The sequence below is a fragment of the Tsukamurella conjunctivitidis genome (genome assembly GCF_007858475.1).
Lineage (GTDB): Bacteria > Actinomycetota > Actinomycetes > Mycobacteriales > Mycobacteriaceae > Tsukamurella > Tsukamurella conjunctivitidis.
Map to the genome: position 1 here is coordinate 267,388 of NZ_VIGX01000005.1, position 12,148 is coordinate 279,535.

Sequence of the window (12,148 nt, forward strand, 5' to 3'; positions counted from 1 at the left end):
GTCCGCGCCCGGTGACCGGATCCCTGTTCGGCGACGACGGGGACCTCGGAGCGCCACCCGAAGCACCGCCCGCGCGGGGGCCGGTCGAGTTCGTTCCCACTCACGCGGGGACGCCGCTGGCGGTCCGCATGCGGCCCCGCGACCTCGACGAGGTCCTCGGCCAGGAGCACCTGCTCGGCCCGGGGACGCCCCTGCGCCGCCTCATCGACGGTGCGGGCGCCGCCAGCGTGATCCTCTACGGCCCGCCCGGCACCGGTAAGACCACGATCGCCTCGCTCATCTCGGGCGCGACGGGCCGCCGCTTCGAGGCGCTGTCCGCCCTGTCGGCGGGCGTGAAGGACGTGCGCGCGGTCATCGAGCTGGCGCGCCGACGCCTCCTCGTGGACGAGCAGACGGTGCTGTTCATCGACGAGGTACACCGGTTCTCCAAGGCGCAGCAGGATGCGCTGCTCGCGGCCGTCGAGAACCGGGTCGTGCTCCTCGTCGCGGCCACCACCGAGAATCCCAGCTTCTCGGTGGTCTCGCCGTTGCTCTCGCGGTCCCTGATCCTGCAGCTGCGGCCGCTGGAGCCCGCGCACATCTCCGAGCTCATCGACCGGGCGCTGTCGGACCCGCGTGGCTACGACGGTGCCCTCACCATCGCCGACGAGGCCCGCGAGCACCTGGTGCGGCTCGCCGGCGGCGACGCCCGCCGTTCCCTCACCGCGCTCGAGGCCGCCGCCGACGTGACAGTGGGGGAGGGCGGCGACGAGATCACCCTGGACGCGGTCGAGTCGTCGATCGACACGGCGGCCGTGCGCTACGACCGCGCCGGGGATCAGCACTACGACGTGATCAGCGCCTTCATCAAGTCGATCCGCGGTTCCGACGTCGACGCGGCGCTGCATTACCTGGCCCGGATGATCTCGGCGGGAGAGGACCCGCGGTTCATCGCTCGACGCCTCGTCGTGCATGCCTCCGAGGACATCGGCATGGCCGACCCGCAGGCGCTGCTCGTCGCCACCGCCGCCGCGCAGGCCGTCCAGCTGATCGGCATGCCCGAGGCCCGATTGGCCCTGGCGCAGGCCACCATCCACCTCGCTTCGGCCCCGAAGTCCGACGGGGTCGTCGCCGCCATCGGCGCGGCGATGGGCGATGTCGCGGCGGGCAAGGCGGGCCCGGTGCCCCCGCACCTGCGCGACGGCCACTACGCCGGCGCCGAGAAGCTCGGCAACGCCCAGGGCTACGTCTACCCGCACGGGGTGCCGGGTGGCGTCGCCGCGCAGCAGTACCCGCCCGACGACCTCGTCGGCGCCGACTACTACAAGCCCACCGACCACGGCTTCGAGCGCGAGATCGGCCCGCGGGTAGCGCGGCTGCGGGGGATCCTGCGGCGTCGATAGCGGGCGAGACGACGGTGGCCGAGGAACGCACGTGCGCGGGTACGCGGCGCGTCGGTAAGGTGGTCGGGTCGCTGTAAGGCTCGAAGACATTTGAACGCGAAGGATCGTTGTGCAGACCCATGAGATTCGGAAGCGGTTCACGGACCACTTCGTCAAGGCCGGACACACCTCGGTGCCGAGCGCATCGCTGGTCCTGAACGATCCGAATCAGCTCTTCGTCATCGCGGGCATGGTTCCCTTCGTGCCGTACTTCCTCGGGCAGCAGACCCCGCCGTACGAGCGCGCCACCTCGATCCAGAAGTGCGTCCGCACACTGGACATCGAAGAGGTCGGCATCACCACACGCCACAACACCTTCTTCCAGATGGCCGGCAACTTCAGCTTCGGCGACTACTTCAAGCGCGACGCGATCCGCTTCGCCTGGTCGCTCCTCACGAACCCCGTCGACGAGGGCGGCTTCGGCATGGACCCCGAGCGCCTGTGGTCGACGGTCTACCTCGACGACGACGAGGCTCGCGACCTGTGGCTCGAGGTCGGCCAGGTGCCCGAACGCATCCAGCGCCGCGGCATGAAGGACAACTACTGGTCCATGGGCATCCCCGGCCCCGCCGGGCCCTGCTCCGAGATCTTCTACGACCGCGGGCCCGAGTACGGCGTCGAGGGCGGCCCCGAGGCCGACGAGGACCGCTACATCGAGATCTGGAACCTCGTCTTCATGCAGAACGAGCGGGGCCAGGGCGGCGGCAAGGAGAACTTCGAGATCCTCGGCGAGCTGCCGAAGAAGAACATCGACACCGGCATGGGCATCGAGCGCGTCGCCTTCCTGTTGCAGGGGGTCGACAACGTCTACGACACCGATCTGCTGCGCCCCGTCATCGACCGCGCGCAGGAGCTCACGGGCCAGCGCTACAACGCCGGCGATGCCGAGCACGACCGGCTGTTCCGTGTCATCGCGGACCACACGCGCACCGCTGTCATGCTCATCCAGGACGGCGTGAACCCCGGCAACGACGGCCGCGGCTACGTGCTGCGCCGCTTGCTGCGCCGAGTCGTCCGTTCGGCGCGCCTCCTCGGCGCCACCGGCGAGACCATGGGCGAGTTCGTCGACACCGTGCTGTCCACGATGTCGCCGTCGTACCCCGAGCTCGCGGACGACGCGCAGCGCATCCGCACCGTCGCCACCGGCGAGGAGCAGGCCTTCCTCAAGACCCTCGAGCAGGGCACCACCCTGTTCGGCAACGCCGTCGACTCCACCAAGTCGTCCGGGCAGACGGTGCTCTCCGGCGATGACGCCTTCACCCTGCACGACACCTACGGCTTCCCGATCGACCTCACGCTGGAGATGGCCTCCGAGGCCGGGCTGTCGGTCGACGAGGACGGCTTCCGCGCCCTCATGGCCGAACAGCGTCAGCGCGCCAAGGACGACGCGAACTCCCGCAAGTCGGCCCTCGCCGATCTCTCGGTCTTCCGCGAGTTCGTCGACCGCGGCCCCACCGAGTTCACCGGATTCGACGAGCTCGTCTCCGACGCCCAGGTCCTCGGCCTGATCAAGGACGGCGTGCGCGTGCCCGTCGTGCACCAGGGCGACGACGTCGAGATCGTGCTCGACCGCAGCCCCCTGTATGCCGAGGCCGGCGGACAGCTCGCCGACATCGGCACGATCACCACCGCAGCGGGCGCGCAGATCGTCGTCACCGACGTGCAGCGCGTGGCCAAGACCCTGTGGCGGCACCAGGGCACCGTCGCCGCCGGCGAGGTCTCCGAGGGCGACACGGTCACCGTCGCCGTCGACGCGGGCCACCGCCACGGCAGCACCCAGGGCCACTCCGGCACCCACCTCGTGCACGCCGCGCTGCGCCAGGTGCTCGGTCCCAACGCCGTGCAGGCGGGCTCGCTCAACAAGCCCGGCTACCTGCGCTTCGACTTCCGCTGGTCCGGTGGCCTCACCGACGATCAGCGGGCCGACATCGAGCGCGTCACCAATGAGGCCGTCCAGGCCGATTACGCCGTGCACACCGACGTGACGGACCTGGAGACCGCGAAGCAGCGCGGCGCGATGGCCCTGTTCGGCGAGAACTACGGCGACCGCGTCCGCGTCGTCGAGATCGGCGGCCCCTTCTCGATGGAGCTCTGCGGCGGCACGCACGTCGCGAGCTCGGGCCTCGTCGGGCCGGTGACCGTGCTCGGCGAGAGCTCCGTCGGCTCGGGCGTGCGCCGCGTCGAGGCGTACGTGGGGCTCGACTCGCAGAAGTTCCTCGCGAAGGAGCACGCGCTCGTCTCGGCGCTGTCCAGCTCGCTCAAGGTGCCCTCCGAGGAGGTGCCCGGTCGGGTCGAGTCGCTGGTGACGCGCCTCAAGGACGCCGAGAAGGAGCTCGAGAAGCTCCGTGCGCAGGCGGCGTTGTCGGCGCTCGCCGAGCTCGCCTCGTCGCCCGAGCGCGTCGGCGCTGTGCGGCTCGTCGCCGCGAAGGCGCCGCAGGGCGTGACGGCCGGCGAGCTGCGCGGCCTGGTCTCGCAGCTCAAGGGTCGTCTCGGGGCGGACCCTGCCGTGATCGCGCTGTTCGCGGTCGACGGCGAGAAGGTTCCGTTCGTGGTGGCCGCCAACGACGCGGCCCAGGACCTGGGAGTCAAGGCGGGCGATCTGGTCAAGGCCGCGGCGCCTTCGATCGGCGGTCGCGGCGGCGGTAAGGCCGACCTGGCGCAGGGCGCCGGTTCGGACGCCACCGGTATCGAGGGCGGTATCGCCGCGGTCCGGGCCGAGGTCGCGCGGACGGTCGGCGCCTGACGGTGGGCGGCGCGGAACCCGCCTGGGAGCGGGGCCGACGGCTGGCCCTCGACGTGGGCAAGGCCCGCATCGGGGTGGCCGTCTCCGATCCCGACGGGATCCTCGCGACACCGGTGGAGACGGTGCGCGCGGCGAAGGACGGGTCCGACCTGCGGCGGATCGCCCAACTCGTGGTCGATTACGAGCCGGTGGAGATCGTGATCGGGATGCCCCGAACGCTGCGGGGCGAGCGGGGCTCGTCGGCGCGGATGGCGGAGGGATTCGCCCGACGGCTCGCCGACGTGCTCGGTGCCGCGAATGCAACACCGCCGCGGGTATGTTTTTCGGATGAGCGCTTCACCACCGTCACGGCGCAGCGGGCGCTGCGGGAGAACGGGGTGCGGGCGAAGGAGCAGCGAGCGGTGATCGATCAGGCCGCCGCGGTGGCCATCCTGCAGGGATGGCTCGACGAGCGGCGGCCGGTCCCCGGCCGCGAGGAGGTCGACGAGTGAGCGACGGGTGGAACAGGCACCGGGCCGAGCCGGTGTCGGTCGGCGAACAGCGGACCACCCGGGCCGAGCGGCGTCGGGCCGCGGAGCGCGCGCGGATCAAGCGGCGGCGGCGCGTCGCCCTGCTGTCGATGCTCGTGGTCTTCCTGGTGGTCGTGGGCGGCGTGCTGTGGACCGTGCGCGGTTCCCTCTTCGGCGGCGCCGCGGCGCCCGACGACTACGCGTCCGGGCAGGCGGGACCCGAGGTGGTGGTGCACATCGTCGGGCAGAACAACTCGGATTTCGCGCAGAATCTCGTCGACGCCGGGGTCGTGAAGTCGGTGGGCGCGTTCAACCAGGCCGCGGGCGACAAGCCGATCTCCGCGGGCTATTACGAGCTGCGCAAGTCCCTGCCCGCGGCCGAGGCCGTCACCATGCTCGTCGACCCGGACCGCTCGCACCGCGTCGGCATGCTCAACGTGCCCGCCGGCGCGGTCCTCGACGACAAGCGCAACAAGGACGGCAAGACCGCGCTCGGCATCTTCAGCCAGCTCTCCGCGGCCACGGCGCACACCGTCGACGGTGTGAAGAAGCAGACGCCGAAGGCCGATTTCGTGAGGATCGCGTCCTCCGCGACCGTCGCCGATCTGGGCGTCCCGGAGTGGGCGGCCGGCACCGTCACCCGGCTCAAGGGCGACCACCGGCGTCTCGAGGGGCTCATCGCGCCCGGCATCTGGGACCAGATCGATCCCGCGGGCACGCCGATCGCCATCCTCAAGCAGCTCATCACCGCCTCCGCGAAGCAGTACGAGGCCCAGGGCCTGCTCACCGCGAGCCGCAGTTCGGCGGCCAAGCTGGCGCCCTACCAGGTGCTGGTGTCGGCGTCGATCGTCGAACGCGAGGTCAACCAGGCGGACGACTACCCCAAGGTGGCCCGCGTGATCCTCAACCGGCTCGCCAAGAACCAGAAGCTCGAGATGGACTCGACGGTCAACTACGGCGAGGCCGTGACCGGCATCGACGTCGCGGGCGAGAAGCTGCTCAAGAAGACCGAGTGGAACACCTACGCCAAGACGGGCCTGCCCGCCACGCCGATCGGCGCCGTCGGCACCGACGCGCTCGTCGCGACGGAGAACCCGGCGCCGGGCCCGTGGCTGTACTTCGTCACCGTCGACAACAAGGGCACCACCCTCTTCACCGATGACTTCGCGCAGCACGAGCGGAACCGGCAGAAGGCCTGCGACACCAAGTTCCTCACGGTGGGCTGCGGGCCGTGACGCGGCGCGCCGCCGTCCTCGGCAAGCCGATCGCGCACTCGCTCTCGCCCGTCCTGCACGGCGCGGCGTTCGCCGCTTTGGGCCTGGACTGGTCCTACGAACGGATCGAGTGCGACGCCGACGCGTTGCCCGGCCTCGTCGGCGGGTTCGGCCCGGAGTGGGTCGGCGTCTCGGTCACGATGCCCGGCAAGTTCGCGGCGCTGGAGTTCGCCGACGAGCGCACCGACCGCGCCGTCACCGTCGGCTCCGCCAACACCCTGGTCCGTACCGCGGCGGGGTGGCTCGCCGACTGCACCGACGTCGACGGTGCCGAAGGCCTCCTCGCAGAGTGCGGCGCGAAGGGGGAGTCCGCGATCGTCGTCGGCGCCGGCGGCACCGCTCGGCCGGTCTTCGCCGCCCTCGGTGACCGGGGTTTCCGCCGCGTGGTGGTGCTCGCCCGTTCCGAGGAGCGCGCGCAGGGCGCGCTGGCGTGCGCCGAGGCGTTCGGGCTCGCCGCGAGCTGGGCGCCGCTCGCCGCGGCCTCGGTTCCGGCCGCCGACGCGGTCGTCTCGACGCTGCCCGGCACGACGCAGTCCGACGACTTCCCGCTCATGGACGCGTTGTCGTCCGCGGCGCCGGCCGTGGCCGACGTCGCCTACGACCCGTGGCCGACGCTGCTGGTGGCGGCCGCGCAGGCGAAGGGCGCGCGCACTGCGGGCGGTCTGACGATGCTGCTGCACCAGGCCTTCCGACAGGCCGAGTGGTTCTCCGGGCGTCCCGCGCCCCGCGAGGCGATGGCGGCGGCGCTGACCGCCGCGAGGGAGGCATGATGTCCGAATTCCGTCACCGGTTCCGGCCGCGCTACTACGAGATCGACCGCCAGGGCGTCGTGTTCAACATGTGGTACCTCGCGTACCTCGACGACGCCGTCGGCCGGTTCTTCACCGAGCGCGGCGCGGCGTGGGAGCAGTGGGTCGGCCAGGGCTTCGACACCCAGGTCGTGCACGTCGAACTCGACTACGCCGCCGGGCTCACCGATGACCGGGACTCCGAGATCGTGATCCGGCCCGGCCGGATCGGGAACAAGAGCTTCACGCTCGACTTCGCCTTCGAGACGGACCTCGAGGCCGGGGAGCCGAAACGCGCCGTCGCCGGCCGGATCGTCTACGCCGTGATCGCCGCCGACGGTTCGGGCGCGATCACGGTCCCCGATGCGCTGCGCGAGGCCCTGCAGGCCTGACACACTGGGCCCGTGGAGTGGGGGCTCTTCGGGGGTTTCGTCCTGGCGCTGTTCGTGTCGTGGTGCGCCGCGCTGTGCTGGTACGACGTGCGCGAGCGTCGCCTGCCGAACGCGCTGACGCTGCCCGCTGCGGGCGTCGCTGTGGTCGGCTCGCTCTGGGCCCTGGTCGACGGTGCGCCCGCCTCCTTGGTCGGCGCCACCCTCTGGACGGCGGTGAACGCCGCCGCCTTCCTCGCGCGCGGGATGGGCGCCGGCGACGTGAAGCTGGCGCCGACGCTCGGCGCGGTGGTCGGCGCCGCGAGCGGTGTGCCGGAGGTGCTGCTCGCCGTCCTGGGCGCGCAGGTCGTCACCATCGCCTGGGCCATCGCCGCCCGCGATCGGACGGTGCCACATGGCCCGGCGATGATCGCCGCCGCCCTCGTGGCTGTGCTCGTGGCGTGATCAGCCGGCGGTGAGCCGCCGGAGGAGTGCGTCGAGCGTCTGCAGTTCCTCGCGGGTCAGCGCGGAGAGGAGTTCGCGCTCGCGCTCGACGTGTCCGGGCAGTACGCGCTCGACGAGTCGACGACCGTGCGCGGTGAGCGTCACGGTCTTCCCCCGGCCGTCGGCCGGATTCGGGCTGCGTGCGACGAGCCCCGCCGTCTCCAGACGATCGAGCCGGGAGGTCAGGCCGGCCCGGGTTATCAGGAGCTGGTCCGCGAGCGATGCCGGGGAGAGCGCATACGGTGCGCCGCAGCGGCGCAGTGTCGCGAGCACATCGAACTCGCCCCGTCGGAGGCCCTCGTGCTCCAACGGAACCTCGATGGCGGCGCGGCCGGCGGCCTCGAGATTCGCGAGACGTCCGATGACGCTCATCGGCAGCGTGTCGAGATCGGGGTACTCGGTGTGCCACTGGGCCATGGCGGCGTCGACGTCCTGCACGGGCCGAGGGTACCTCTTGACCAAGATAGTTAGATGGTGAATCATTAGTAGTTAGACGGCTAATCAATGGAGGAAGATCATGATCGTGCAGGATCCTGAGATCGTGGGCGGCGAGGACGGTCCGCAGGTGGCGCTGTTCGTCGACGCGGCGGCAACGGGAGGAGCGGTGAGCGTGCAGCGCGTGCACCTTCCCGCCGGTGCCGACGGCGCCTCACCCCATTTCCACACCAGGTCGACCGAGGTCTTCCATATCCTCGACGGTGCGCTCGAGATGCTCATCGGCGACGAACTCCGCGTGGTCGCCGCGGGCGGGCTCGCCGTGATCCCGCCGGACACGGTGCACGCCTTCGCCGCACATGCCGGACGTGCGGCGACGGCGCTCATCGTGCTGACGCCGGGCGTGGAGCGCTTCGGGTACTTCCGGCTCCTCCGCGATGTCGCATCCGGCGCGGCGGCACCGTCGGAGCTGCTCGCGGCGCAGGACGAGTACGACAACCACTTCGTCGACAGTCCACTCTGGCGCGAACGTCCGCGCGGCTGAGCCGACGATTCCCTTGGATCCACGGTGAGCGCAAGGGGTCACAGACGAAACCGCGCCGCCTACCGTCGAATCCGTGACCGCGCCTACCTCACGCCCTGTCCTCGGGATAGCCCTGGAGCCCTTCGGCTGGCATCCCGCAGCGTTCGCGGAGGTGGGAGCGGATCCACTGGAGGCCACCTCCGCGGAGCACTGGGTTGGGCTGGCCCGCTCCGCGGAGGCGGCCGCCGCCGACCTCGTGACCTTCGAGGATTCCTTCTCCCTCTCCGGGCGTGACCGCCTCTCGGGCCGGTTCGACGCCACCCTGCTCGCCGCCCGCGTGGCGCCCGCGGTCCCGCGGATCGGGCTGGTCCCGACCGTCACCGCCACGCACACCGAGCCCTTCCACGCCTCGAAGGCCATCGCGACGCTCGACTACGTCAGCGGTGGCCGTGCCGGAGTGCTTCCGGCGACCACGGGCGCCGCTGCCGACGCGGCGCTCTTCGGCCGCAAGGCCCCCCAGGACGCGGCGTCGCGCGCCGGCGAGGCCCGCGAGTACGTCGAGGTGCTGCGCGACCTCTGGGACAGCTGGGAGGACGAGGCGATCGTCAAGGACGTCGCCACCGGTCGGTTCGTCGACCGGGACCGACTGCACTACATCGACTTCCAGGGCGAGAACTTCTCCGTCAAGGGTCCGTCGATCACGCCCCGGCCACCGCAGGGGCGGCCGCCGGTGGTCGTGCGCGTCGCCGACGCGGCCGCCGAATCGGTCGCCGCGGACGCGGATCTCGCGATTGTGCCCGCAGGTAGCGACGAGGAGTTGGCAGAGACCGCCCGCCGGCTTCGAGCCTCCGGGGTCCCGCTCCTTCTCGTGGACGTGACCGTCCACCTCGCCGACTCCGAGCGGACCGCGCTGCGCCGCATCGAGAAGCTGGACCGCCGCGAACCCGCGGACGACGACACCCGGGTGTTCGCCGGTACGGGGGAGTCGCTCGCCCGCGCCGTGGCTGGCTGGCAGTCCCTCGGCTTCGACGGCGCCCGGCTGCGCCCGGGCGTCAACGCCGTGGACCTGCCCAGGCTCCGCGCGTCCTTCGCGCCGCTCCTGCCCGGGGCTCCGCGGACGGGGACGCTCCGCGAGATCCTGGGTCTCGGGCCCGCGATCAACCGCTTCGCCGCCGTGAAGGGGGCCTGATGACCGGCCTGAACGTCCTCGATCTGGCGCCGATCCCGGACGGGGGAACCCCGTCGGACGCACTCCGCAACACCCTGGATCTCGCGCGGCGCGCGGAGGACTGGGGGTACGGCCGGTACTGGGTGGCCGAGCACCACTTCGCGCACGTCGCGAGCGCCGCTCCGGCCGTCCTCATCGCCGAGATCCTGGCCCGCACCACCCGGATCCGTGTCGGTTCCGCGGCCGTGCTCATCGGCTTCACCACCGCACCCGCCGTCGCCGACGCCTTCGGCGTGCTCGCCTCCCTGCACCCCGGCCGGGTGGACATCGGACTCGGGAGGACGGGGCAACGCCTGCGGACGCCCCCGCCGGGCGCGCCGGCACCGAATCCGGCGATCGTCGCCGGCTACGAACAGCTCTACCACCCGAAGGCCGAGCCGCCGACCTACACGCAGCAGGTCGACGACGTCCTCGCCCTGGTGTCCGGCACGTTCGTGGCAGACGGTCACCCGCTGCGTTCGCCCGTCGCCGAGGCGGCCCACGACGCGCCCGTCTGGATCTTCGGCAGCAGCGCGGGGGAGAGCGCTCGCCTGGCCGGCGCCCGCGGCCTGCCCTTCGTCGCCAATTACCACGTGAGCCCGAGAACCACCGTCGAGGCGGCGCAGGCGTACCGTGACGCCTTCCGGCCCTCGGCGCGACTCGCCGAGCCCCGCCTCGTGGTCAGCGCAGACGTGGTGGTCGGCGATACCGACGACCAGGCTCGCGAGCTCGCCTCCGGCTTCCCCGCGTGGGTGCACTCCATCCGCCACGGCAGCGGCGCCATCGCCTACCCGCGCGACAGCTCCGCACTCACCGACGATCAGCGCGCCGCGGTCGCCGACCGGACCGAGACCCAGTTCGTCGGCGAGGCCGGCCGCGTCGCCGACGGACTGCGTGCGCTCGCCGAGCGCACCGGCGCCGACGAACTCGTGATCACCTCGGTCACCCACGACCACGCCGCGCGCCTGCGCAGCCACGAACTGCTCGCCAAGGAATGGGGACTGCTATGACCGAGGTCCCCGTGCGGGAGGGCGCACACCGCAAGCCGATCCACTTGGCCGCCCACTTCCCGGGCGTCAACCACAACACGGTGTGGTCGGACCCCGCGGCGCGCAGTCAGGTGGAGTTCGATTCCTTCGTGTACCTGGCCCGTGCAGCCGAGCGCGCGAAGTTCGACTTCTTCTTCCTCGCCGAGGGCCTGCGGCTGCGCGAACACCTCGGGCGGATCCACGACCTCGACGTGGTGGGCCGGCCCGATACCTTCACCGTCCTGTCCGCGCTGGCGGCGGTGACCGACCGGATCGGCCTCGCGGGGACGATCAACACCACCTTCAACGAGCCCTTCGACGTGGCCCGGCAGTTCGCCACGCTCGATCATCTCAGCGCGGGCCGCGCGGCCTGGAACATGGTGACGAGCTCTGACGCCTTCACCGGCGAGAACTTCCGTCGCGGTGGCTTCCTCGCGCACGCCGACCGCTACCACCGCGCCGACGAGTTCATCACCGTCGCACGGAAGTTCTGGGAGGGCTGGCAGCGCGGTGAGATCGTGCACCACGGCGCGCAGTTCGACGTGCGGGGCGCCGCACCGCTTCCACCCTCGCCGCAGGGCCGCCCCGTGCTCCTGCAGGCTGGTGATTCCGGGGAGGGGCGCGACTTCGCCGCGGCGCAGGCAGACGCGATCTTCACCCGGCACGGCTCCCTCGAGAGTGGCCGGGCCTTCTACGCCGACGTCAAGCGACGCGCCGCCGACCGCGGACGGAACCCCGAGCACCTCAAGGTCTTCCCCGGCGCCGCCGCCGTCATCGGCGACACGCCCGAGGAGGCGCAGGAGAAGGCGCGCGACATCCGGCGGCGGCAGGTGAGCCCGCAGACGGCGCTCAACTTCCTCGAGCAGGTGTGGGGCCGGGAGCTGCAGTCCTACGATCCCGACGGTCCACTGCCCGACGTGGAACCGGTCTACGAGGCGAAGGCGGTGCAGGGGCGCGTCCTGCATGCGGACCCGCGGGAGATCGTCGCCGCCTACCGCTCCCGCGCCGAGGCGGGCGGTCTGTCGATCCGGGAACTGGTCATCGAGCTCAACACCCGGCCCCAGTTCGTGGGCACCGCGCACCAGGTGGCCGACGAGATCGACACCTTTATCCAGGCGGACGCCGCGGACGGCTTCATCCTGGTGCCGCACCTCACGCCCACGGGCTTGGACGAGTTCATCGACGGCGTCGTCCCGTTGCTGCAGGAGCGCGGTGCTTTCCGGACCGAGTACGAGGGCACCACGGTGCGCGAGCATCTCGGCCTGCCACTGCCGGAGGAGACCGCGGCGCAGCGCGCGGGTTAGTGGATCTTCACTCGTTCGCCCCGCGGACGCCGTGGGAACGGGCT

At 71.7% G+C, this 12,148-nt stretch carries 12 protein-coding genes; 11 read left to right on the top strand and 1 reads right to left on the bottom strand.

Features of this window, described 5'->3' with window-relative positions; translation table 11 throughout:
* Positions 1 to 11: 11 nt before the first annotated feature.
* The 7 genes from FK530_RS12010 (at position 12) to FK530_RS12040 (ending at position 7,568) form a co-directional block, all read left to right on the top strand.
* Positions 12 to 1,382: a replication-associated recombination protein A gene (locus tag FK530_RS12010; RefSeq protein WP_146487247.1), complete on the top strand. Its 1,371-nt coding sequence runs from the start codon at positions 12 to 14 to the stop codon at positions 1,380 to 1,382.
* Between the two features lie 109 nt (positions 1,383 to 1,491).
* Positions 1,492 to 4,164: an alanine--tRNA ligase gene (gene alaS / locus FK530_RS12015; protein ID WP_146487248.1), complete on the top strand. Its 2,673-nt coding sequence runs from the start codon at positions 1,492 to 1,494 to the stop codon at positions 4,162 to 4,164.
* Between the two features lie 2 nt (positions 4,165 to 4,166).
* Positions 4,167 to 4,655, top strand: coding sequence for a Holliday junction resolvase RuvX (ruvX, locus tag FK530_RS12020; protein ID WP_231706602.1), 489 nt, complete (start codon positions 4,167 to 4,169; stop codon positions 4,653 to 4,655).
* Entirely contained in the window at positions 4,652 to 5,908 is a 1,257-nt protein-coding gene (locus FK530_RS12025; RefSeq protein WP_158645086.1) for an endolytic transglycosylase MltG, read from the top strand. Before ruvX ends, FK530_RS12025 begins: the two co-directional genes overlap by 4 nt.
* Positions 5,896 to 6,717, top strand: coding sequence for a shikimate dehydrogenase (locus tag FK530_RS12030; protein WP_146487251.1), 822 nt, complete (start codon positions 5,896 to 5,898; stop codon positions 6,715 to 6,717). Before FK530_RS12025 ends, FK530_RS12030 begins: the two co-directional genes overlap by 13 nt.
* Positions 6,717 to 7,127 (top strand): acyl-CoA thioesterase, encoded by a 411-nt coding sequence (locus tag FK530_RS12035; RefSeq protein WP_158645087.1) that lies wholly within the window; start codon positions 6,717 to 6,719, stop codon positions 7,125 to 7,127. Before FK530_RS12030 ends, FK530_RS12035 begins: the two co-directional genes overlap by 1 nt.
* 12 nt (positions 7,128 to 7,139) lie before the next feature.
* Entirely contained in the window at positions 7,140 to 7,568 is a 429-nt protein-coding gene (locus FK530_RS12040) for a prepilin peptidase (protein WP_146487253.1), read from the top strand.
* On the opposite strand, the gene FK530_RS12045 is transcribed toward FK530_RS12040, so the two are convergent.
* Positions 7,569 to 8,045: a MarR family winged helix-turn-helix transcriptional regulator gene (locus FK530_RS12045; RefSeq protein ID WP_231706604.1), complete on the bottom strand. Its 477-nt coding sequence runs from the start codon at positions 8,043 to 8,045 to the stop codon at positions 7,569 to 7,571.
* A gap of 85 nt (positions 8,046 to 8,130) precedes the next feature.
* Here FK530_RS12045 and FK530_RS12050 point away from each other — a divergent pair, with 85 nt between their 5' ends.
* The 4 genes from FK530_RS12050 (at position 8,131) to FK530_RS12065 (ending at position 12,104) form a co-directional block, all read left to right on the top strand.
* Complete coding sequence (locus tag FK530_RS12050) at positions 8,131 to 8,586, top strand: cupin domain-containing protein (RefSeq protein WP_231706605.1); 456 nt, start codon at positions 8,131 to 8,133, stop codon at positions 8,584 to 8,586.
* 73 nt (positions 8,587 to 8,659) lie between these two features.
* Positions 8,660 to 9,754, top strand: coding sequence for an LLM class flavin-dependent oxidoreductase (locus FK530_RS12055; RefSeq protein WP_146487256.1), 1,095 nt, complete (start codon positions 8,660 to 8,662; stop codon positions 9,752 to 9,754).
* Positions 9,754 to 10,782, top strand: a complete 1,029-nt coding sequence (locus FK530_RS12060; RefSeq protein ID WP_146487257.1) for an MsnO8 family LLM class oxidoreductase — start codon at positions 9,754 to 9,756, stop codon at positions 10,780 to 10,782. Before FK530_RS12055 ends, FK530_RS12060 begins: the two co-directional genes overlap by 1 nt.
* Positions 10,767 to 12,104, top strand: coding sequence for an NtaA/DmoA family FMN-dependent monooxygenase (locus FK530_RS12065; protein ID WP_146487258.1), 1,338 nt, complete (start codon positions 10,767 to 10,769; stop codon positions 12,102 to 12,104). The genes FK530_RS12060 and FK530_RS12065 overlap by 16 nt, the downstream gene beginning before the upstream one ends.
* The last annotated feature ends 44 nt before the right edge of the window (positions 12,105 to 12,148 follow it).